This is a genomic window from Streptomyces sp. NPDC004111 (assembly GCF_042874215.1).
Taxonomy (GTDB): Bacteria; Actinomycetota; Actinomycetes; order Streptomycetales; family Streptomycetaceae; genus Streptomyces.
On sequence record NZ_JBIAMU010000036.1, the window covers coordinates 30,738 to 49,627 of the forward strand.

General features: G+C 73.1%; 20 protein-coding genes. 12 read left to right on the top strand and 8 right to left on the bottom strand.

Going from position 1 to position 18,890, the window contains the following annotated elements; all coding sequences use genetic code 11:
• The first annotated feature begins 72 nt into the window (after positions 1 to 72).
• From ACFYVL_RS42430 to ACFYVL_RS42460, 7 genes are all read left to right on the top strand, one after another.
• A complete protein-coding gene (locus ACFYVL_RS42430; protein WP_389255174.1) occupies positions 73 to 510 on the top strand; it encodes a DUF4442 domain-containing protein in 438 nt (145 codons plus the stop codon).
• Between the two features lie 360 nt (positions 511 to 870).
• The gene (locus ACFYVL_RS42435; protein WP_389255108.1) at positions 871 to 1,557 is read left to right on the top strand and encodes a DedA family protein; all 687 of its coding nucleotides are present in this window, start codon (positions 871 to 873) and stop codon (positions 1,555 to 1,557) included.
• Positions 1,558 to 1,672: 115 nt separating this feature from the next.
• Entirely contained in the window at positions 1,673 to 2,218 is a 546-nt protein-coding gene (locus tag ACFYVL_RS42440) for a gamma carbonic anhydrase family protein (protein WP_389255110.1), read from the top strand.
• Between the two features lie 168 nt (positions 2,219 to 2,386).
• Complete coding sequence (locus tag ACFYVL_RS42445; protein WP_389255112.1) at positions 2,387 to 2,623, top strand: hypothetical protein; 237 nt, start codon at positions 2,387 to 2,389, stop codon at positions 2,621 to 2,623.
• A gap of 212 nt (positions 2,624 to 2,835) precedes the next feature.
• The gene (locus ACFYVL_RS42450; RefSeq protein ID WP_389255177.1) at positions 2,836 to 3,687 is read left to right on the top strand and encodes an acyltransferase; all 852 of its coding nucleotides are present in this window, start codon (positions 2,836 to 2,838) and stop codon (positions 3,685 to 3,687) included.
• Between the two features lie 98 nt (positions 3,688 to 3,785).
• Complete coding sequence (locus ACFYVL_RS42455) at positions 3,786 to 4,358, top strand: helix-turn-helix domain-containing protein (protein ID WP_389255114.1); 573 nt, start codon at positions 3,786 to 3,788, stop codon at positions 4,356 to 4,358.
• A 146-nt stretch (positions 4,359 to 4,504) separates the two neighbouring features.
• On the top strand, positions 4,505 to 5,215 hold the full coding sequence (locus ACFYVL_RS42460) for a hypothetical protein (protein WP_389255116.1): 711 nt from the start codon (positions 4,505 to 4,507) through the stop codon (positions 5,213 to 5,215).
• A gap of 17 nt (positions 5,216 to 5,232) precedes the next feature.
• Here the strand turns inward: ACFYVL_RS42460 and ACFYVL_RS42465 are convergent, their stop codons facing one another.
• Positions 5,233 to 5,640: a CoA-binding protein gene (locus ACFYVL_RS42465; protein WP_389255118.1), complete on the bottom strand. Its 408-nt coding sequence runs from the start codon at positions 5,638 to 5,640 to the stop codon at positions 5,233 to 5,235.
• A 92-nt stretch (positions 5,641 to 5,732) separates the two neighbouring features.
• Here ACFYVL_RS42465 and ACFYVL_RS42470 point away from each other — a divergent pair, with 92 nt between their 5' ends.
• From ACFYVL_RS42470 to ACFYVL_RS42480, 3 genes are all read left to right on the top strand, one after another.
• The gene (locus ACFYVL_RS42470) at positions 5,733 to 6,359 is read left to right on the top strand and encodes a YigZ family protein (RefSeq protein ID WP_389255120.1); all 627 of its coding nucleotides are present in this window, start codon (positions 5,733 to 5,735) and stop codon (positions 6,357 to 6,359) included.
• Between the two features lie 69 nt (positions 6,360 to 6,428).
• Positions 6,429 to 7,598, top strand: coding sequence for an exonuclease SbcCD subunit D (locus ACFYVL_RS42475; RefSeq protein WP_389255122.1), 1,170 nt, complete (start codon positions 6,429 to 6,431; stop codon positions 7,596 to 7,598).
• Positions 7,595 to 10,588 (top strand): AAA family ATPase, encoded by a 2,994-nt coding sequence (locus ACFYVL_RS42480; RefSeq protein WP_389255124.1) that lies wholly within the window; start codon positions 7,595 to 7,597, stop codon positions 10,586 to 10,588. The genes ACFYVL_RS42475 and ACFYVL_RS42480 overlap by 4 nt, the downstream gene beginning before the upstream one ends.
• Positions 10,589 to 10,679: 91 nt before the next feature.
• Here ACFYVL_RS42480 and ACFYVL_RS42485 read toward each other — a convergent pair whose 3' ends face one another.
• Positions 10,680 to 11,126: an Lrp/AsnC family transcriptional regulator gene (locus ACFYVL_RS42485; protein ID WP_389255126.1), complete on the bottom strand. Its 447-nt coding sequence runs from the start codon at positions 11,124 to 11,126 to the stop codon at positions 10,680 to 10,682.
• A gap of 93 nt (positions 11,127 to 11,219) precedes the next feature.
• On the opposite strand from ACFYVL_RS42485, the gene ACFYVL_RS42490 reads away from it, so the two are divergent.
• A complete protein-coding gene (locus ACFYVL_RS42490; RefSeq protein ID WP_389255128.1) occupies positions 11,220 to 11,792 on the top strand; it encodes a rhodanese-like domain-containing protein in 573 nt (190 codons plus the stop codon).
• Between the two features lie 174 nt (positions 11,793 to 11,966).
• Here the strand turns inward: ACFYVL_RS42490 and ACFYVL_RS42495 are convergent, their stop codons facing one another.
• The 3 genes from ACFYVL_RS42495 to ACFYVL_RS42505 form a co-directional block, all read right to left on the bottom strand.
• The gene (locus ACFYVL_RS42495; RefSeq protein ID WP_389255130.1) at positions 11,967 to 12,827 is read right to left on the bottom strand and encodes an ATP-grasp domain-containing protein; all 861 of its coding nucleotides are present in this window, start codon (positions 12,825 to 12,827) and stop codon (positions 11,967 to 11,969) included.
• Between the two features lie 92 nt (positions 12,828 to 12,919).
• On the bottom strand, positions 12,920 to 14,602 hold the full coding sequence (locus ACFYVL_RS42500; protein ID WP_389255132.1) for a DUF885 domain-containing protein: 1,683 nt from the start codon (positions 14,600 to 14,602) through the stop codon (positions 12,920 to 12,922).
• A 192-nt stretch (positions 14,603 to 14,794) separates the two neighbouring features.
• Complete coding sequence (locus tag ACFYVL_RS42505; protein ID WP_389255134.1) at positions 14,795 to 15,271, bottom strand: Lrp/AsnC family transcriptional regulator; 477 nt, start codon at positions 15,269 to 15,271, stop codon at positions 14,795 to 14,797.
• A gap of 59 nt (positions 15,272 to 15,330) precedes the next feature.
• Between ACFYVL_RS42505 and ACFYVL_RS42510 the strand changes: the two genes are divergently transcribed.
• Positions 15,331 to 16,611 (top strand): trans-sulfuration enzyme family protein, encoded by a 1,281-nt coding sequence (locus tag ACFYVL_RS42510; RefSeq protein ID WP_389255136.1) that lies wholly within the window; start codon positions 15,331 to 15,333, stop codon positions 16,609 to 16,611.
• On the opposite strand, the gene ACFYVL_RS42515 is transcribed toward ACFYVL_RS42510, so the two are convergent.
• The 3 genes from ACFYVL_RS42515 to ACFYVL_RS42525 all read right to left on the bottom strand — a co-directional run bounded on the left by ACFYVL_RS42515 (position 16,550) and on the right by ACFYVL_RS42525 (position 18,864).
• On the bottom strand, positions 16,550 to 17,992 hold the full coding sequence (locus ACFYVL_RS42515) for a GNAT family N-acetyltransferase (RefSeq protein WP_389255138.1): 1,443 nt from the start codon (positions 17,990 to 17,992) through the stop codon (positions 16,550 to 16,552). The genes ACFYVL_RS42510 and ACFYVL_RS42515 overlap by 62 nt on opposite strands.
• Positions 17,993 to 18,136: 144 nt before the next feature.
• On the bottom strand, positions 18,137 to 18,448 hold the full coding sequence (locus ACFYVL_RS42520; RefSeq protein WP_389255140.1) for a winged helix-turn-helix domain-containing protein: 312 nt from the start codon (positions 18,446 to 18,448) through the stop codon (positions 18,137 to 18,139).
• Positions 18,445 to 18,864 carry a hypothetical protein gene (locus tag ACFYVL_RS42525; RefSeq protein WP_389255142.1) on the bottom strand — a complete coding sequence of 140 codons (420 nt, stop codon included), beginning with the start codon at positions 18,862 to 18,864 and terminating at the stop codon, positions 18,445 to 18,447. The genes ACFYVL_RS42520 and ACFYVL_RS42525 overlap by 4 nt, the downstream gene beginning before the upstream one ends.
• Positions 18,865 to 18,890 lie beyond the last annotated feature (26 nt).

Sequence of the window (18,890 nt, forward strand, 5' to 3'; positions counted from 1 at the left end):
GGGCGAGGCACGGAGGGGATGGCCAAGAAGTCCTACCCGTGGGTAACATAACGTTCCATGAGCGCAGATCAGATGTCCGTCGGCGACATGCTCGCCGCCACCGTCCCGATGGCCCGCACGCTGGGCCTGGAGTTCCTGGAGACCACCCCGGAGCGGGCGGTCGTCCGCCTGCCCGACCGGAGCGACTACCACAACCACGTGGGCGGTCCGCACGCCGGCGCGATGTTCACCCTCGCCGAGTCGGCGAGCGGCGCGATCGTGATCGCCGCGTTCGGCGACCAGCTGTCGCGCGCCGTGCCGCTCGCGGTCAAGGCCGAGATCGGCTACAAGAAGCTCGCCATGGGCGTGGTCACCGCGACCGCGACGCTGGGCCGCCCGATCGCCGACGTGGTCGCCGAACTCGACGCGGGCGAGCGCCCGGAGTTCCCCGTCGAGATCGCCATCACCCGCGAGGACGGCGCGGTGACCGGAGAGATGACGGTCGTCTGGACGCTGCGCCCGAACAAGTAGGCAAGCGGGACCGCGGGCGGTCCGGCGTACCGCAGAAGAGGGTCCGGCGTACCGCGGAAGAGTGGATGAAGGGGTGCTGCCCCGTCTCGGTCGAGGCGCGGCAGCACCCCTTCCCTGTGTGCCCGCTCTTTGAGCGTCCGTCAGTTGTCCTTCCCCGGTTGTCCTTCTTCGCCGAAACACCGCCGCGCGGGGTGGTTTCCGACCGTGCGTGCGACCGCTCGGACGGCCGCCGTCGTGCGGTGACCAGCGGGGTAGGCTGCGCGGCGGGCGCCGGTCCGGCGCGGCACGGGTGGTCCGTCCGGGAGTTCCTCGGTGCGAGATCCCCGACAGCGAAACCCATGTACGACGGAGGAACAGGCGTTGCACGTCCAGGAATGGCTGGAGACCGTGCCTGCGGTCAGCATCTACATCCTGGTGGGGGTGGTCATCGGTGTGGAGAGCCTCGGCATTCCGCTGCCCGGTGAGATCGTCCTCGTCAGTTCGGCCCTGCTGGCCTCGCAGCACGGCGAGATCGACCCGTACATCCTGGGTGCGTGCGCCACGGCGGGCGCGATCATCGGAGACTCGATCGGGTACGCGATCGGACGCAAGGGCGGCCGGCCGCTCCTCGCGTGGATGGGCGGCAAGTTCCCCAGACACTGCGGCGAGGCGCAGATCGCGATGGCCGAGCGGTCCTTCCAGAAGTGGGGCATGTGGGCCGTCTTCTTCGGCCGCTTCGTCGCCCTGCTGCGCATCTTCGCGGGGCCGCTCGCGGGTGTGCTGCGCATGCCGTACTGGAAGTTCCTGATCGCCAACGTGCTGGGCGGCATCGTCTGGGCGGGCGGCACCACGGCCGTCATCTACTCGGTGGGTGTGGTCGCCGAGGCGTGGCTGAAGCGCTTCTCGTGGCTGGGCCTGGTCGCCGCGGTACTGATCGGACTGACCTCGATGCTGGTGCTGAAGAACCGGGCGAAGAAGGCCGCGGCCAAGCACGAGGCAGAGAAGGCCGCCGCAGAGAAGGCCGCCGCCGAGGCGGCCCCCGCACCCGTCCCGGTCGCCGCCGACTGAGCCGCCCGCGCCCCCGTCGCGCCCCCGCCCCGCCGTGTCCGGCGCGGGTCGTCTACCGTGCCCGGCAGGACTGCGGCGCGGCAGACGGTCCGAAGCACGCACGAAGGAGTACGACATGACGGAAACAGCGGGTCAGCCCCTCATCATGGGCGTCGGCGGCCACTCCCCGCGGCTCGACCCCGGTGCCTTCGCCGCGCCCACCTCGGTGGTCGTCGGCGAGGTCACCCTGGCGGAGGGTGCGAGCGTCTGGTACCACGCGGTGCTCCGCGCCGACTGCGGTCCGATCGTGCTGGGCGCCGACTCCAACATCCAGGACAACTGCACGGTGCACGTCGACCCCGGCTTCCCGGTCACCGTCGGCGAGCGGGTCTCGGTCGGTCACAACGCCGTCCTGCACGGCTGCACCGTCGAGGACGACGTCCTGGTCGGCATGGGCGCCACCGTCCTCAACGGCGCGGTCATCGGCGCCGGTTCCCTCGTCGCCGCCCAGGCCCTGGTCCCGCAGGGCATGCGGGTCCCGCCGGGCTCGCTGGTCGCGGGTGTCCCCGCGAAGGTGCGGCGCGAGCTGACCGAGGAGGAGCGCGAGGGCATCAAGGTCAACGCGCTCATGTACCGCGACCTGGCGGCGCAGCACGCGGAGGCGGTCCGCGGCGAGGGCTGAGGCGTACCGGGGCCCGCACGCACAGGTAGCCCGGTTCCGCCACCCGGGCTGCTGCGTCCGGCGGCGGCACGGCTCCGAAGGGACGTAACCCGGTCGGCCCCGTGGTAGCGCCGATCGTGCACGGTATGCCTAGTTGCGTCCTATTCCTCCATGTGTCAGGAGACAGGTATGCGCTCCATAGTCGGACGTGCGGTGGCGGCTTCGGCCCTGGCCGTCATCGCTCTCGCACCCCTCGCCGGAACAGCCTCGGCGAGCACGGTGGAACAGTCGGCCACATCCTCCACGGCGGCGGACCGCTGCTGGATGCACCACGGTCACTGGTACTGCTCGGACTACCCGTGGCACCACGACCATGGTCTCGACCTCGACGTCGACCTGAACGCGGGCCTGGGCATCGTGCTCTGAGACCTCGCACCGGATTCCGTGGCGAATCCACCGCGACACCGCGTCACCGCACGACCGCTTCACCGTTTCACCGATTCATCGCTTCACCGGAAGCGCGGAGGGCCGTCCGGCGCATCGTCCCAGTGCGCCGTACGGCCCTCCGTCCGTCGTGCCGGGTGGGGCGAAGATCACAGGAACCGGCGCTGAACGGCCCGGCCGCGGCCGACTACCGTGTGCGGGTGCCGAAGAACAGAAACACGTTCTCATTCGCCGCCGGAATCGCCGGGCGCGCCGGACTCACCCGCGCGGGCAAACCGAACGGCTCCGTCGCCGGGTCCGCCGCCCGCTCCGCCCGCGCGCTCCTCGCCGACCTGACGGCGGCCCGCCGCCGCGCCACGACCCTGGCCGTGCAGGGCGGCTGGCGGCTGATCCAGCAGGCCGGAGCGGTGAGCGCCGAGCGCCCGGGACGGCTGCGGTTCGGCTCGATCGGGCACGGCACCAAGCTGGCGTTCCCGCAGGGCACCGTCTTCGGCGAGCGGTGGATCCACCTCGGCGAGTTCTGCATCGTCGGCGAGAGCGTCACCCTCACCGCGGGCATGATGCCCGACCTCGACCTCGGCCCCGACCCGATCCTCACCCTCGGCAACGGCGTCGTCCTCGGCCGGGGCAGCCACGTCATCGCCGACACCACCGTCACCATCGGCGACGACTGCTACTTCGGGCCGAACGTCTACGTCACCTCCACGAACCACAGTTACGACGACCCCCACATGCCCATCGGCAAGCAGTGGCCGCGCACCGAGCCGGTGGAGATCGGCCCCGGCTGCTGGATCGGCACCGGGGCCGTGATCCTGCCGGGCGCCAGGATCGGCCGCAACGTCGTCGTCGCGGCGGGCGCGGTCGTACGGGGCGAGGTGCCCGACCACGCCGTGGTGGCGGGGGCACCGGCCCGGGTCGTACGCCGCTGGGACGAGGAGAACGGCTGGCAGCCGCCGCTGCGGACGCCCGCCCCGGTGCCGATACCGGCGGACATCACCCCGGAACAGCTCGTCGCACTGGCCGAGTTGGACCAGGAGGCGTCCTGACCGCCACGGGACGGTGCCCGCACCCGCCCACTCCAGTAAAGTGAACCGGCCGTCCAGCACAGTGGACGGCGCCTGGCCACTTCTGGGACGGACGGAACGTGTCGGACCTCGACCAGCTCACGCAGTCGCTCGCCCGCAACCTCAAGCGCTGGCGGGGCGAGCGGGGCTTCACGCTCGATGCGCTGGCCACCCGCGCGGGGGTCAGCCGGGGCATGATCATCCAGATCGAGCAGGCCCGCACCAACCCCAGCGTCGGCACCACGGTGAAGCTCGCCGACGCCCTCGGCATCAGCATCAGCACCCTCCTGGACCACGAACAGAGCGCCCAGGTCCGGCTGATGACCCGGGAGCAGGCCGTCCGGATGTGGTCCACCGGGGCGGGCAGCCACGCCACGCTCCTCGTCGGCACCGACCGGCGCGGCCCGCTGGAACTGTGGACCTGGCTCCTGATGCCCGGCGACGCCAGCACCTCCGACCCGCACCCCACCGGCAGCACCGAACTCCTGCGCGTCACCGCCGGTGAACTGACCCTCGTCGTGGACGGCACCTCGTACCCGGTCCCGGCCGGTACCTCCGCCTCCTTCGAGGCCGATGTCGCGCACTCCTACCGCAACGACGGTGCGGAACCCGTGGAGATGACGATGGCGGTGGCCATCGCACCGGTCCGATGAGCCCTACGATGACGGTCGTCGCACGGGCAGCACGGACGGACGACCGGGAACGCCGCACCGACGGCCGGCCGGGACCGCCCGCGGCACAGGGCCGCACACGGCCGCCGCGCGACCAGCACTGAACGAACGTGTCGAACGGGGGAGCCGTGAACGACCACACCCATCCGGTACAGCCGGGCAACCACCTGCCCGCACAGGTCCCCGGCCACCTGCCGGCCCCTGCCGGGCCGCCCTGGGGGCCCCTGGACGACCACCTGCTCTACACCTGCGGCGTCGTCCACGACCTGACGCAGGGCCGCCTCGCCCACCGGCCGCCGCTGCCCACCACCGCCCGCCTCGCCCCCGGCGAGCTCTCGCTGGCCGCGGGCCCGGCCGCCCGCTCCACCTACCGCCCCCTCGGCGACGGCTCGTACACCCAGACCAGCACCATGGCGATGGGCTCGACCGGGTTCGTGGTCGGCGCCCTGGCCGTCAACGCCATGAGCAACGCCTCCCGAAGAAACCAGGCACAGGCCGCCGCCCAGCCGCGCTGGGTGATGGAGGGCCAGGGCGAGGTCACCGTGACCGACCGGCGGGCGATCTTCTCGCACCCGCAGACCTGGCTCGACCTCGGCTGGACGGGCCTGGCCACGATGGACCTGGCGGCCCCCGACACCTTCGAGTGCGCCTTCCACGACATCAACGGCAAGGGCTACACGACGGTCCGGCTGCACAGCCTCTGGGCGTCACTGATCTTCGTGCTCGCGGCGCACGCCGCCTTCCCCGCCCACCCCCGGCTGCTCTCGCACGGCTGGCTGCCCCCCGGCTTCGAGGCCCGCGCCGCCGCCAACGGACGGATGTGCCCCTCGGTGCGGTAGCCGCGGCGCCCGCCCGCTCAGTCCAGCCGCGGGATCTCGATCGCCGGGCAGCGGTTCATCACCATCTCCAGGCCCGCCGCCCGGGTCCGCTCGTACGCCGCCTCGTCGACCACACCGAGCTGGAACCAGACAGCCTTCGCGCCCGCGGCGACCGCCTCGTCGGCGACCGCTCCGGCCAGCTCGCTGTTGACGAAGACGTCCACCACGTCCACCTCGAAGGGGATGTCGGCGAGCGACGCGTACCCCTTCTCGCCGTGCACCTCCTCGGCCTTCGGGTGGACGGGGACGATCCGCTTCCCGAAGCGCTGGAGGACGGCGGCGACGCCGTACGCCGCACGGGACTCGTTCGAGGAGAGGCCGACCACCGCCCAGGTGTCGCCGCTCTCGCGGAGAATCCTGCGGACCGTGTCCCGATCGCCGTACATGCGGTGCCTCCCGTGGGCCTGCTGCGGATGCCTGTGCCGGGAGAACGTACCGGTGGGGCGGGGGATTCCCGGTTCCGCATAGGGTGGGCAAAATGCAGGAGGAGTACCGGACCGTCGCCCAGGCGGGCGTGCACGAGGCCGAGATCAACCGCTCGCGCTTCCTCTGCGCCCTCGCACCCGCCGCGACCGAGCAGGAGGCGCAGGACTTCGTCGCGCGCGTCCGCAAGGAACACCCGGCCGCCTCGCACAACTGCTACGCCTACGTCGTCGGCGCGGACGCCGGGATCCAGAAGGCGAGCGACGACGGCGAACCCGGCGGCACGGCCGGGGTGCCGATGCTCCAGATGCTGATGCGGCGCGAGGTGCGCTACGTCGTCGCCGTCGTCACCCGCTACTACGGCGGGGTCAAACTGGGCGCGGGCGGTCTGATCAGGGCGTACGGCGGAGTCGTCGGCGAGGCCCTGGACGCTCTGGGCACGATCACCCGCCGGCGCTTTCGGCTCGCCACCGTGACCGTCGACCACCAGCGGGCGGGCAAGCTGGAGAACGATCTGCGGGCCACCGGGCGCACCGTGCGCGAGGTGCGGTACGCGGAGGCCGTGACGATCGAGATCGGACTGCCGGACGCCGACGTGGAGGCCTTCCGCGGATGGCTCGCGGACGCGACGGCCGGCACCGCGGACCTCGCGCTCGGCGGCGAGGCGTACGGCGACGCCTGAGGTCAGGGACAGGGCGGATTCCCCCGTTGCCGCACGGGTTGTCGGACCCTCCCTTTACTCTCGTGAACCATGAGGCTTCTGCATACGTCCGACTGGCACCTGGGCCGGTCCTTCCACCGGGTCGCGCTCCTCGACGCCCAGGCCGCGTTCCTGGACCACCTGGTCGAGACGGTGCGCACGCACGCGGTGGACGCCGTGCTGGTCGCCGGGGACGTGTACGACAGGGCGGTGCCGCCGCTGGCCGCCGTGGAGCTCTTCGACCAGGCGCTGCACCGGCTCGCCGCCGAGGGCGTACCCACCGTGATGATCTCCGGCAACCACGACTCGGCCCGCCGCCTGGGCGTCGGCGCCGGCCTCATCGGACGGGCGGGCATCCACCTGCGCACCGACCCGGCCGGCTGCGCCACCCCCGTCGTGCTCCGCGACGAGCACGGGGACGTCGCCCTCTACGGGCTGCCCTACCTGGAACCCGCACTCGTGCGTGAGCAGCTGGGCGCCGCCAAGGCACGCCACGAGGACGTGCTGGCCGCCGCCATGGACCAGGTCCGCGCCGACCTCGCGGGCCGCCCGGCCGGCACCCGCTCCGTGGTCCTCGCGCACGCCTTCGTCGCGGGCGGCGAACCCAGCGACAGCGAGCGGGACATCACCGTCGGGGGAGTGGCGGCCGTCCCCGCCGGGGTCTTCCACGGCGTCGACTACGTGGCCCTCGGCCACCTGCACGGAGCGCAGCGGGTCACCGAGCGCGTCCGGTACTCCGGGTCCCCGCTCGCGTACTCCTTCTCCGAGGTCGACCACCGCAAGACGATGTGGCTGCTCGACCTCGGCCCGCAGGGGGAGATCACCGCCTCCGAGCGCATCGACTGCCCCGTGCCCCGTCGGCTCGCCCGGCTCCGCGGCCACCTCACCGACCTGCTCGACGACCCCGCCCTCGACCGGCACGAGAACTCCTGGGTGGAGGCCACCCTCACCGACGCGGTCCGCCCCGAGGACCCGATGGCCCGCCTCGCCGCCCGCTTCCCGCACGTCCTGGGCCTCGTCTTCGACCCCGAACGGGGACCGGACGAACCCCGGGCCTCCTACGCCCAGCGGCTCAAGGGCCGCGACGACCAGCAGATCGCCGAGGACTTCGTGGCCCACGTCCGCGGCGGCAGCACTGCCAGCAGCCACGAACGCGCCGTGCTGCGCGGCGCGTTCGACGACGTGCGGCTGGACGACACGGTCCGCGAGGTCGCCCGATGAGACTCCACTCGCTGCGGATCACCGCCTTCGGGCCCTTCGGCGCCACCCAGGGCGTCGACTTCGACGCCCTGGCCGCCGCCGGACTCTTCCTGCTGCACGGACCGACCGGCGCGGGCAAGACCTCCGTCCTGGACGCGGTCTGCTTCGCCCTGTACGGATCGGTGCCCGGCGCCCGCGAGGGCCGCGGGCTCACCCTGCGCAGCGACCACGCCGACCCCGGCGTGCGCACCGAGGTCGTCCTCGACCTGACCGTCGGCGGACGGCGCCTGGAGATCACCCGGCAGCCCGCCCAGCAGCGCCCCAAGAAGCGCGGCGACGGCTTCACCACCGAGAAGGCCCAGAGCTGGCTGCGCGAGTACGACGGCACGACCCGGCAGTGGCGGGCGCTCAGCCGCTCCCACCAGGAGATCGGCGAGGAGGTACTCCAGCTCGTCGGGATGAGCCGCGAACAGTTCTGCCAGGTGGTGCTGCTGCCGCAGGGCGAGTTCGCCCGCTTCCTGCGCGCGGACGCCGAAGCGCGCGGCAGGCTCCTCGGCAAGCTCTTCGACACCCGCCGCTTCGCCGCCGTCGAGGAGCGTCTCGCCGAACTGCGCCGCACCGCCGAGCAACAGGTCAAGGCCGGTGACGACAAGCTGCTCTCGCTCGCCGACCGGATGGCGGAAGCGGGCGGTCCGGCCGCCGCCGGCTGGCCCGCCCCCGACCAGCGGCCGGGCGACCCCGGGCTCGCCGGAGCCGTGCTCGGCTGGGCGGCCGTCGCCCGCAGCGGCGCCCGCGAACGCCGGGACGTCGCAGCCCTCGCCGCGGCTGCCACCGAGAGCCGGCAGGCCGCCGCCCGCCGCGCCCTGGAGGAGCAGCGCGAACTGGCCAGGCTCCAGGAGCGGTACGCCGAGACACGGCGGCGCGCCGACGCCCTGGACGAACGCCGCGAGGAGTTCGACCGGCTGTGTGCCCGCCAGGACCTGGCCAGGGCCGCCGACCGGGTCGCACCCGCACTGGGCCTGCGCGCCACCGCCGAGGCCGCCCACCTCGCCGCGGACCGCGCCCACCGGGCGGCCCGCTCGAACCTGCCGCCCGCCCTCGCCGACGCGGGAGCCGAGCAGCTCGCCGAGCAGGAGAGGCGGATGCGGCAGGAGCTCGGCGGACTCGACTCCGCCCGCAGGGCCGAGCGGCGTGGTGCCGAGATCGTCGCCGAGCGCGCCGACCTCGACCGGCAGGCCCGCGCGGACGACGACCTCCTCCAGGAGGCCGAGGAGTGGCTGGCCGGCTGGGACGCCGGTCGCAGACGGCACCAGGAGCGCATCGAGGCGGCGCAGGAGGCGGCGACCCGGGCGAGCCACCTGGAGTCCCAGCTCGAACCCGCACGGGCCCGGCTGGACGCGGCCCGCCGCAGGGACGAGCTGGAACACCAGGTCACCGAGGGCGAGGACCGGCTGCGGGCCGCCCGTGACACCGCGGCCGACGCCCGCCAGCAGTGGCACGACCTGCGCGAGCGGCGGCTGAGCGGGATCGCCGCGGAGCTGGCCGCCGGACTGCGCGACGGCGAGCCCTGCAAGGTGTGCGGCGCGACCGGCCACCCGGCGCCCGCCAGACCCGGTACCGGGCACGTGGACCGGGCCGCCGAAGCACGGGCGGAGGCGGAGTACGGCCGCGCGGACGAGGTACGGGGCCGGGCCGACAGCGCCCTCTCCCGGCTGCGGGAGGCACACGCGGCGGCCCGCGCCGAGGCGGGCGGCGCCACGGTCGCCGAACTCGCCGAACTGGCACGGCAGTTGCGCGACGAGCACGCCAGGGCCCACGGCCGGGCCGCCGACACGCACGCCGCCCGGGAGGCGCTGGACCGTGCCGAGCGCGAGCACGCCCGGCGCGTCGACGCCCAGCAGCAGGCCGAACGGCGCAGCGCCGCCCGCACCTCGCGCCGCGAGGCCCTCGACGGTGAACTCGCCGTCCTGGAGGAGGAACTGCGGCGGGTGCGCGGCGAGGCGGGCAGCGTCGCCGAACAGGCCCACCTGCTGGAGCGGCGGGTCGGCATCCTCGCCCACGCCGCCGAAGCCGTCCGGGCCTACGAGAGCACGGCCGAGCAGCTGAAGGCGGCCGACGACCGGCTCGCGGACGCCGCGTTCAGGGCCGGATTCGCCACCCCGCAGGAGGCGGCGGACGCCCTCCTGGACGACGTGCGCCAACGCGAGCTCCAGCACCGCATCGACGGCTGGCAGGCCGAACGGGCGGCGGTCGCCGAGCGGCTGCGCGAGACGGACGCGGCACACGCCGCCGCACGGCCCGCCGCCGACCTCGACCGCGCGCTGGACGCGGTGGCCGCCGCGGACCGGCAGCAGCGCGCCGCGGCGTCCGCGTACGACGCGGCACGCGAACGGTGCGCGGCGCTGGCCCGTCTCTCCCGCCAGGCCGAGGAGGAGACCCGCGGCCTGGGACCGCTCCGCGAGGAGTACGAGAGGGTGGCCCGGCTCGCCGGGCTCACCGCGGGCACCTCCGCCGACAACGAACGCAAGATGCGCCTGGAGTCCTACGTCCTGGCCGCCAGGCTCGAACAGGTCGCCGCCGCCGCGACCGCCCGGCTGCACCGCATGTCGCAGGGCCGCTACACCCTCGTCCACTCCGACGCGAAGGCCGGCGGCCGACGCTCCGGGCTCGGGCTGCACGTGGTCGACGCCTGGACCGGACGCGAACGCGACACCGCCACCCTCTCCGGCGGCGAGACCTTCTTCGCCTCCCTGGCACTGGCGCTCGGCCTCGCCGACGTGGTGACGGAGGAGGCGGGCGGGGTCGGGCTCGACACCCTCTTCATCGACGAGGGCTTCGGCAGCCTCGACGAACAGACCCTCGACGAGGTCATCGACGTACTGGACTCACTGCGCGAACGGGACCGCAGCGTCGGCATCGTCAGCCACGTCGGCGACCTGCGGCAGCGCATCGGCACCCGCCTCGAAGTGCTCAAGGGACGGGAAGGCTCGACGGTCCGCCACCACCTGTGACGAGGTCCGCCACCATCTGTGAACGAGCCCGCCGCCACCCGCGACGGGTCCGCCACCCCGGTGGGCGGGGGTGGCGGGTGGTGCGGTGCGGTCAGGGGCTGATCGCGCGGCGCGGCAGGGGCGAGGAGTAGACGACGCTGGTGGTGACCGAACCCAGTGCCCCGATCCGCCCCGACACCTCTTCGAGGTGCTGCATCGAACGGGCGGCGACCTTCAGCACGAAGCAGTCGTCACCCGTGACGTGGTGCGCCTCCAGCACCTCGGAAGTCGCGTCGAGAAGATCGTGGAACGGCTTGTAGTTGCCGTGCGGATAACGCAGCCGTACGAACGCCAGGATCGGCATGCCGAGCTTCTCCGGCTCGACCACGGCCGAGTACCCCGAGATCACCCCGGCCTCCTCCAGCCTGCGGACCCGCTCGGTCACGGCACTGGACGACATCGAGACGGCACGCGCCAACTCGGCGAAGGTGGCGCGTCCTTCACGCTGCAGGGCCTCCAGGATGCGCCAGTCGGTGGCATCCGGTGAATATCCGGTCATGAAGACAGACAACAGGGGAATCCCCGGTAGATCAAGGGAAGCGCCGGGGGAATCCACTTCAGCGCGAGGTTCGTCGCCCGTAGATTTCAGGCCATGAACACCACGACCTCAGCAGCCACGGCCACCCGCGCGGCAGCCGCCGCCGCTCCCGCCGCTCACCTCGCCGGAACCCCCGCGGTCCCCGCTCCCGCCGCCAACTCCGTGCTGCGCGTGCCGCCCGCGTCCCCCGAGGCCGCCGCCGCGTACTTCGGTGCCAGCCTGGCCTTCCACGCCGACGTCTCGGACGTCGCCGCCGCGCTGGCCGACGCCCGCGCCACCGGTGAGCACCCCGGCTTCGTCGTGATCGACTCGCGCTCCACCGCCTCCTGGGACCAGGGCCACGTGCCGGGGGCCCTCCACCTCCCCACCGCGCTCATCCCCGAACAGGCCGCCCGCCTCCTCGACAAGGACGTCCCGGTCGTCACGTACTGCTGGGGACCCGGCTGCAACGGCGCCACCCGCGCGGCGCTCGCCCTCGCCCAACTCGGCTACCAGGTCAAGGAGATGCTCGGCGGAATGGAGTACTGGATCCGGGAGGGCTTCGAGTACCGGACCTGGGAGGGCCACGAGACGCGGGACGCGGACCCGCTGACCGCCCCCGTCGACGCGGACGACTGCGGCTGCTGAACGGCGCGCGGCCGGGACACCTCCGCGCCCCAGGGCTGCGCCGGGCCGGAGGGCACCCCCGAGTGCTGCACCGCGCCGGAGAACCACGCCGCGCCGGACAGCACCCGGGAGTGCTGCACCGCGCCCGACAGCACCCCGGAGTGCTACGCCGCGCCCGACAGCCCCCGCGAGGTGTTACACCGCGCCCGACAGCGCCTCGAAGAGCTTCCCCGCGTCGGCACCCGCGGGAAGCCCGCTCACCTGCCCGTCGCCCACCTCGACCACCCGCCACTCCCCGTCCTCCCGCAGCGCCAGATCGGTGGTCACCCAGCGGCAGCCGAGCGCGCGAACGGCCGGGCCGACCGCCGAGAGATCCGGCTCCGGCAGCCTTTCCGGCGAGTCAGGATGGGCGGTGACCAGCACCGCTTCCCCGTCCACCCACCACACCCGGGCCTCCCCGCCCGGTACGAACCGCTCGAAGCTCCGCACCACGAGGCCGCCCGCCAGCGAGTCCTCCTGAAGCGCGAAGAACCGCTCCACCACCATGGACAGCGCGGGCCCGTCCGTCAGCTCCGGTACGTAGCAGGCCTCGTGCCACTCGTGCTTGCGCGACTTCACGAAGTCCTTCACCACGGCGGGACCTTTGCCGAGCGGGGCCACCAGCGAGGCCAGCGAGGCCGGTGCGGGCGGGGCGCCCGGCGGCAGCCCGCACCACACGCTGCGCGGGGTCAGCCGCGCGAACACCTCGTACCACCCGGGCAGTTCGTGCGCCCTGCGGTACGCAGCCGGACCGGTCAGCAGGGTGCAGCCGCGTGTGTCGAGGCCGCGTGCCAGGTCCCCGTACCGTACGGCGGGAACCATCCACCCCCGGTACCAGTACGGCCCGGAATCGCGCGGGACGCGGGCGAGCGCCGCCCGGACGTCCCCGGCGAGCAGCGCGTCGTGATCGAGGAGCGCGAGGGCCGCGCCCGTGCCGCGCAGAACGGCCGCCTCCTCGGCGAACGCCGGATCGGGGCGGCGCGCGGAGAGCGGGTCCGCGCACAAGAGCCAACTCATCTTCCTGGCCACCTGGGGGGAGTGGGGTCGCGCGGGACGGCGGCCGGAACGGAGTCCGGTGGCCGCCGCCCCTCTTGTCGGCAGAACCCGGGTCAGAGCTTCGACAGCTCGTCGACCAGGTCGTCCAGGCCGAGCGAACCCTGCGACAGCGCCGCCATGTGCCACGCCTTCAGATCGAAGGAGTCGCCGTGCGCCTTGCGGGCGTTCTCGCGGCCCAGCAGCCAGGCGCGCTCGCCCAGCTTGTAGCCGATGGCCTGGGCGGGCATCGACACGTAGCGGATGATCTCGCTCTCCACGTAGTCCGCGGGACGGCCGCTGTGCATGCCGAAGAACTCCTGTGCCAGCTCCACCGTCCACCGCTCGCCCGGGTGGAAGGGCGAGTCGGCCGGGATCTCCAGGCCCAGGTGCATACCGATGTCGACGATGACGCGGGTGGAGCGCATCATCTGCGCGTCCAGGTAGCCGATCCGGCGCTCGGCGTCCGGGAGGAAGCCCAGTTCGTCCATCAGCCGCTCCGCGTACAGCGCCCAGCCCTCCGCGTTGGCACTGACCCCGCCCACCGACGCCTGGTACCGGGACAGCTGGTCGGCGACGTGCGTCCACTGCGCGAGCTGGAGGTGATGGCCGGGAACGCCCTCGTGGTACCAGGTCGACAGCAGGTCGTACACCGGGAAGCGGGTGTCGCCCATGGTCGGCAGCCAAGTGATGCCGGGACGGGAGAAGTCCTCGGACGGCGGCGTGTAGTACGGGGCCGCGGCACCGCCGGGCGGGGCGATGCGGGACTCCACCCTGCGGACCCGCTCGGCGAGCTCGAAGTGGGTGCCGTCCAGCGCCTGCACGGCCTCGTCCATGACGGACTGCAGCCAGACACGGACCTCCTCGACGCCCTCGATGTGCTTGCCGTGTACATCGAGGTGGGCCAGCGCCTCCCACGGGGTGGCGGCGCCCGGGAGGATCATCTCCGCCTCGGACTTCATCTCGGCGAGCAGCCGGTGGTACTCGGCCCAGCCGTACGCGTACGCCTCGTCGAGGTCGAGGTCGGTGCCGTTGACCGCGCGCGACCACAGGGCGTACCGCTCGCGGCCCACGGCGTCGGGCGCGTCCTTGACCGCGGGGACGTACACATCGCGCATCCAGTCGCGCAGGGCCACCACGGAGGCGGTGGCCCCGGCCGCCGCCTCGTCCAGCTCCGCGCGCAGCGCGTCGGGGCCCGGGGTCACCAGCTCGTCGAACCAGCCCCGCCCCTCGCCCGCCCACTCGGTGAGCTGGCCGACGAACGTCCTGGTCGGACGCGGGCTGCCCAGCAGCCCCTTCTCCAGGCCCAGTGCGAGCGAGCGCCGGTAGCCCTCCAGCGCGGCGGGGACCGCGCGCAGCCGTGCCGCGAGGTCGGCCCAGTCCTCCTGCGTCTCGGTCGCCGCGAGGGTGAAGACCTCCCGCACGCTGTGGGCGGGACCGTGGATGTTGCTGACCGTACGCAGGTCCTCCTGCGCGGCGTGCACCGCGAGCTCGGCGGTGAGCCGCTCGCGCAGCAGCCGCCCGCAGCGCCGCTCGGCGTCGTCGGCCGCCCCCGGCAGGAGCTCCGCCCCGTCCAGCGCGGCGAGGGTGCGGTGGACCAGATCGGCGACGGCCTGCCGTCCCTCGGGGGAGTAGTCGGGGAGCGAACGGGCGCTCTCCTTCACACCCAGCTGGGTGCCGAGGATCGGGTCGAGGGCGACGAGGGCGTCGACGTAGTTGTCGGCGACCTGGCGGGGCAAGGGGCTGCTGATGTCTGACATGCGGACATCCTCGTACGTGAAGGGGGTCCGCGTCACCAGTGTTCTGAGGTCAGAGTCCTGACAGGGGTCCGTGGCCGGGAACCGGCAGCGGCTGCCGAGCAATCGGCGGGGGCTGTCAGGTTCCGGGCCGCAGCCACCGCGAGGGCGAGGCTTGTCAGGCCTTGGCGGCAGCAGCGGCGAGGACGAGGCTTGTCAGGTCCCCGGCGGCAGCAGCGGCCCGCACTCCCACTGCTGGAAGATCAGCCGCGTCTCCACCCGGGCCACCTCCCGCCGCGAGGTGAACTCGTCCAGCACCAGGCGCTGGAGGTCGGCCGTGTCCGTCACCGCCACCTGCACCAGGTAGTCGTCGGGTCCGGTGAGGTGGAACAGGGCCCGGGACTCGGGCAGCTCCCTGATCCGCTCCACGAACGGACCGATCAGTTCGCGCCGGTGCGGCCGCACCTGCACCAGCAGCAGCGCCTCCAGCCCGCGCCCCAGGCGCGCCGGATCGAGCCGCAGCTGGTGCCCGAGGATCACACCGGAGCGGCGCAGCCTGTTCACCCGGTCCAGGCAGGTCGAGGGCGCGACGCCCACCTCGGCGGCGAGATCGCGGTAGGTGGTCCGGGCGTCGTTCTGCAACAGGCGCAGAATGTGCAGGTCCACCGTGTCCAGCGCGACGGATTCAGCCATCTGCCGAACGTAGCACGGCAGTTCGCCGCAGGAGTCCGCCGGATGTTCAGACTGCTCGCATGACTGCCGAACCTGTCCCCGCCGTACCCCCGGCTCCCCGGGCCCTGGCCACCCATGCCGTGCACGCCGGCCGCGAAGACCTCGCCGCGCTGGGCGTCCACGCCGTACCGCTCGACCTGTCGACGACCTACCCCTCGTACGACAGCCGCGGCGAAGCCGCCCGGATCGACGAGTTCGCCGCCACCGGCGCCCGGCCGGAGGGGCCGCCGGTCTACGCCCGGCTCGACAACCCGACCACCGCCCGCTTCGAGGACGCCCTCGCCCGGCTCGAAGGAACCGAGGCCGCCGTCGCGTTCGCCAGCGGCATGGCCGCCCTGACCGCCGTCCTGCTCGTACGGTCCGCGCAGGGCCTGCGGCACGTGGTGGCGGTGCGTCCGCTCTATGGATGCAGCGATCACCTTCTCACGGCCGGTCTGCTCGGCACCGAGGTGACCTGGGTGGACCGGTCGGACCCGGCCTCCATCGCCGGGGCCATACGCCCCGACACCGGTCTGGTCATGGTGGAGACCCCGGCCAATCCGACCCTGGCGGAGGTCGACATCGCCGCCGTCGCCGAGGCCTGCGGCGAGGTGCCGCTGCTCGTCGACAGCACCTTCGCCACCCCGGTGCTCCAGCGGCCCGCCGAACACGGGGCACGGCTGGTGCTGCACAGCGCGACCAAGTACCTGGGCGGCCACGGCGACGTGCTGGCCGGTGTGGTGGCCTGCGACGAGGACTTCGCCCGCCGGTTGCGGCAGGTGCGGTTCGCGACCGGCGGTGTCCTGCACCCGCTGTCCGGCTACCTGCTGCTGCGGGGTCTGTCCACGCTGCCGGTCCGGATGCGCGCGGCCTCCGCGAGCGCCGCCGAACTGGTCCGCCGGCTGGCGGCCGACCCGCGCGTCGCCCGCGTCCACTACCCGGAGATCGGCGGCGCCATGATCGCCTTCGAGGTCTACGGAGACCCGCACGCCGTCATCCGGGGCGTACGGCTCATCACCCCGGCCGTCAGCCTCGGCAGCGTCGACACCCTGATCCAGCACCCGGCCTCCATCAGCCACCGCATCGTGGCCGAGGGAGACCGGAGGGCGGCGGGCGTCAGCGACCGGCTGCTGCGGATGTCGGTCGGCCTGGAGGACGTCGAGGACCTGTGGCACGACCTGTGCGAGGCCCTGGCCGCCGCCGGTGCGACCGGCCCCCGCACAGCGACCGCACCACTGCCGCCGGGCGGGAGCGAAGGTGTCAGCCCCGGTCCGTCTGCTGCCCGTACGCCGGAGGCCGTACCGGCTCCGGCCGGCCGTTGAGCCGGGCCGTGACGACGAGCGTCCCCTCCTCTATCTGGTAGTCGAGGGGCAGCTCCAGCCCGCGCATCGCGGCGACCATCCCGGTGTTGGACGCCTGGGTGACGGCGTACACGCTGCCGCAGTCCGCCTCCCCGGCGAGCGCCACCAGCCGTGCCAGCAGCTCGGAGCCGATACCGCGCCGCTGCCAGGCGTCCTCGACGATCAGCGCGACCTCGGTCTCGTCGCCGTCCCACAGGAGGTGGCCGAGGGCCACGAGCCGTCCGGACGCGGTCTGCACGGCGAGGGTGCGGCCGTAGCGCGGGCTCAGCAGGTGGTTGAGGTAGCGGTCCGCGTCACCGACCGGACCGTGGTAGCGGAGGTTGAGGGTCCGCTCGGAGCAGCGCTCGTGCATGGCGAGCGCGGCCTCGATGTCGTCCGGGCCGGCCCGGCGAACGGTGATCTCGTTGCCCTCGGGCAGGGTGAGGACGTCCTGGCTGCGCGGCATCCGCGGCCCCAGCCGGGCGTCCAGCTCCACCAGCGCCCGCGCCCGTGCGAACTCGGTCGGCGTGAACGGCAGGTACGGCCGCTCCACGGTGATCGCCCCGCCGGACGGGTCCCGCAAACGCATCACCGTCCCTTCCAGTACGCCCTCCACGGGTGCGGTCTGCCCGGTCGGCCGCCCGGTGAGCGTCGTCGCGGGGAGTGAGTGAATGGTGCACCTGCCGAGCAGCTGCCGCAGTGCCAGTGGCAGTTCGGCCGCGTCGAGTGCCGTCCTGGTGGCCAGTCCGAGCACCCGGGTCGGGGCGTCCACCAGATCGTGCGTGTCCGCCCGCTCCAGCCAGGTGTCCCGGGCCCCGACCGAGGCGATCTGCCGGGAGAGCTCCCGGGCCTGCACGTCGGCGGGGGAGCGGAGCAGGAACTCGTCCACCGTGCCGTCGCCCAGCGGGTGCGTCTGCAGGGTCAGGATGTCGACCCGTAGCCCGGCGAGCACGGTGCACAGTGCGGCCAGCGACCCCGGCTCGTCCTTCACCGTGGTCCGCATCCGCCAGAGCGAGGTCTCCCGGGGCTCACCGGGCGAGGCGGCGGACGAGGCGGCCGTTGCCGACGCGGCCGGCTCCACGGCCGTCGCGGTCGTCGTGGGATCCGCTGGTGTCGGTGTGGGCGGCGGAGCATGGCTGTGGCGTCGGGCCCACCAGGTGTGGAACCCGGCGGTCGCTGCCAGTGCCACCGCCGAGGCGATGAGCAGCACCGGCCCTTCGGGGCCGTGCACGATCATGTTCGCGATCGAGTCGGCCACCGCCACGGCGGTGAAGAGGGCGGCCAGCTCCACCAGATCACGGCGCCAGTGGTGGTGGCGGGCGGGCTTCTTCGTGGAGGTTTTGACACCTGTCATGTCTGTCATGCCATCACTGTGGCCGAACGGTGTTGCGTGATCACGAACGCTTTGTGACTGACGGGTTAAGCGTGCTTCTGGTTGATTCGCTGCGATTTCCTGCCTATCGGGCCCGCAGTCGACCGCTTGCGCGATGCATCCCGTTCGTGCAGGTCAGGTGCCGGAGATGGCCCGCAGTGCGTTGAGGTGTCGGCGGTACACCGTGCGGCCCTCGGCGGTGAGGATCAGCCACGTTCTCGGCCGGCGCTCGACGCGTCCCTTCTCCACGGCCACCCAGCCGGCCTCCTCCAGGGCGGCCACCTGTTTGGACAGTGCCGAATCGGACACCTCCACCAGATCCCGGACGAAGCTGAACTCGGCCTTGTCGAGCGGTGCGAGCGCGGCCACCACCGAGAGCCGGACCGGCGAGGTCAGCAGAGGGGCGAGCTCGTGCCGGGGGTGCGACCCCGTGTCCTTTCCCGTCATGCGGACCTCCGTATCTCGGACCTGGCGCCGAGCGCGAAGGGCAGGACACAGGCGACCGTGGCCGCCACCGCGAACAGTACGTTCTCGTGGAATGCGGTGCTGCCCAGCGACGCGGTGAGAGCGAATGTCACCCCCCAGCCGGCTATCACCATCGCGTGCCGCATCCCGAATCCCCTGCGGACGGTGCGCTGGCGGGCCGCGTAGAAGCTGAGCGCGACCACCACCACGGTGTTGACCCCGACGGCGACGAAGGTGCTGACGGGATGCCGCAGCAGCACGAGCGCGGGTGCGATCACGAGCTGAGCGAGGCCGTATATCAGCAGGAACCGCAGATACCAGTTACTGCCCTTCCAGGCGGCGCTCTCGACCCGGTCGACGCGCCTCAACGCCGCTGCCGCATCGGTGAGTTCACTCATTTTTCCCCCTCGGAGCGATTCTTGAA

What these genes read in the sequence shown, in the direction of transcription:
- ACFYVL_RS42430 (WP_389255174.1), top strand. Translation starts at nt 73, where the DNA reads ATGTCCGTCGGCGACATGCTCGCCGCCACCGTCCCGATGGCCCGCACG.
- ACFYVL_RS42440 (WP_389255110.1), top strand. Translation starts at nt 1,673, where the DNA reads ATGACGGAAACAGCGGGTCAGCCCCTCATCATGGGCGTCGGCGGCCAC.
- ACFYVL_RS42445 (WP_389255112.1), top strand. Translation starts at nt 2,387, where the DNA reads ATGCGCTCCATAGTCGGACGTGCGGTGGCGGCTTCGGCCCTGGCCGTC.
- ACFYVL_RS42465 (WP_389255118.1), bottom strand. Translation starts at nt 5,640, where the DNA reads ATGTACGGCGATCGGGACACGGTCCGCAGGATTCTCCGCGAGAGCGGC.
- ACFYVL_RS42470 (WP_389255120.1), top strand. Translation starts at nt 5,733, where the DNA reads ATGCAGGAGGAGTACCGGACCGTCGCCCAGGCGGGCGTGCACGAGGCC.
- ACFYVL_RS42475 (WP_389255122.1), top strand. Translation starts at nt 6,429, where the DNA reads ATGAGGCTTCTGCATACGTCCGACTGGCACCTGGGCCGGTCCTTCCAC.
- ACFYVL_RS42480 (WP_389255124.1), top strand. Translation starts at nt 7,595, where the DNA reads ATGAGACTCCACTCGCTGCGGATCACCGCCTTCGGGCCCTTCGGCGCC.
- ACFYVL_RS42485 (WP_389255126.1), bottom strand. Translation starts at nt 11,126, where the DNA reads ATGACCGGATATTCACCGGATGCCACCGACTGGCGCATCCTGGAGGCC.
- ACFYVL_RS42490 (WP_389255128.1), top strand. Translation starts at nt 11,220, where the DNA reads ATGAACACCACGACCTCAGCAGCCACGGCCACCCGCGCGGCAGCCGCC.
- ACFYVL_RS42495 (WP_389255130.1), bottom strand. Translation starts at nt 12,827, where the DNA reads ATGAGTTGGCTCTTGTGCGCGGACCCGCTCTCCGCGCGCCGCCCCGAT.
- ACFYVL_RS42500 (WP_389255132.1), bottom strand. Translation starts at nt 14,602, where the DNA reads ATGTCAGACATCAGCAGCCCCTTGCCCCGCCAGGTCGCCGACAACTAC.
- ACFYVL_RS42505 (WP_389255134.1), bottom strand. Translation starts at nt 15,271, where the DNA reads ATGGCTGAATCCGTCGCGCTGGACACGGTGGACCTGCACATTCTGCGC.
- ACFYVL_RS42510 (WP_389255136.1), top strand. Translation starts at nt 15,331, where the DNA reads ATGACTGCCGAACCTGTCCCCGCCGTACCCCCGGCTCCCCGGGCCCTG.
- ACFYVL_RS42515 (WP_389255138.1), bottom strand. Translation starts at nt 17,992, where the DNA reads ATGACAGACATGACAGGTGTCAAAACCTCCACGAAGAAGCCCGCCCGC.
- ACFYVL_RS42520 (WP_389255140.1), bottom strand. Translation starts at nt 18,448, where the DNA reads ATGACGGGAAAGGACACGGGGTCGCACCCCCGGCACGAGCTCGCCCCT.
- ACFYVL_RS42525 (WP_389255142.1), bottom strand. Translation starts at nt 18,864, where the DNA reads ATGAGTGAACTCACCGATGCGGCAGCGGCGTTGAGGCGCGTCGACCGG.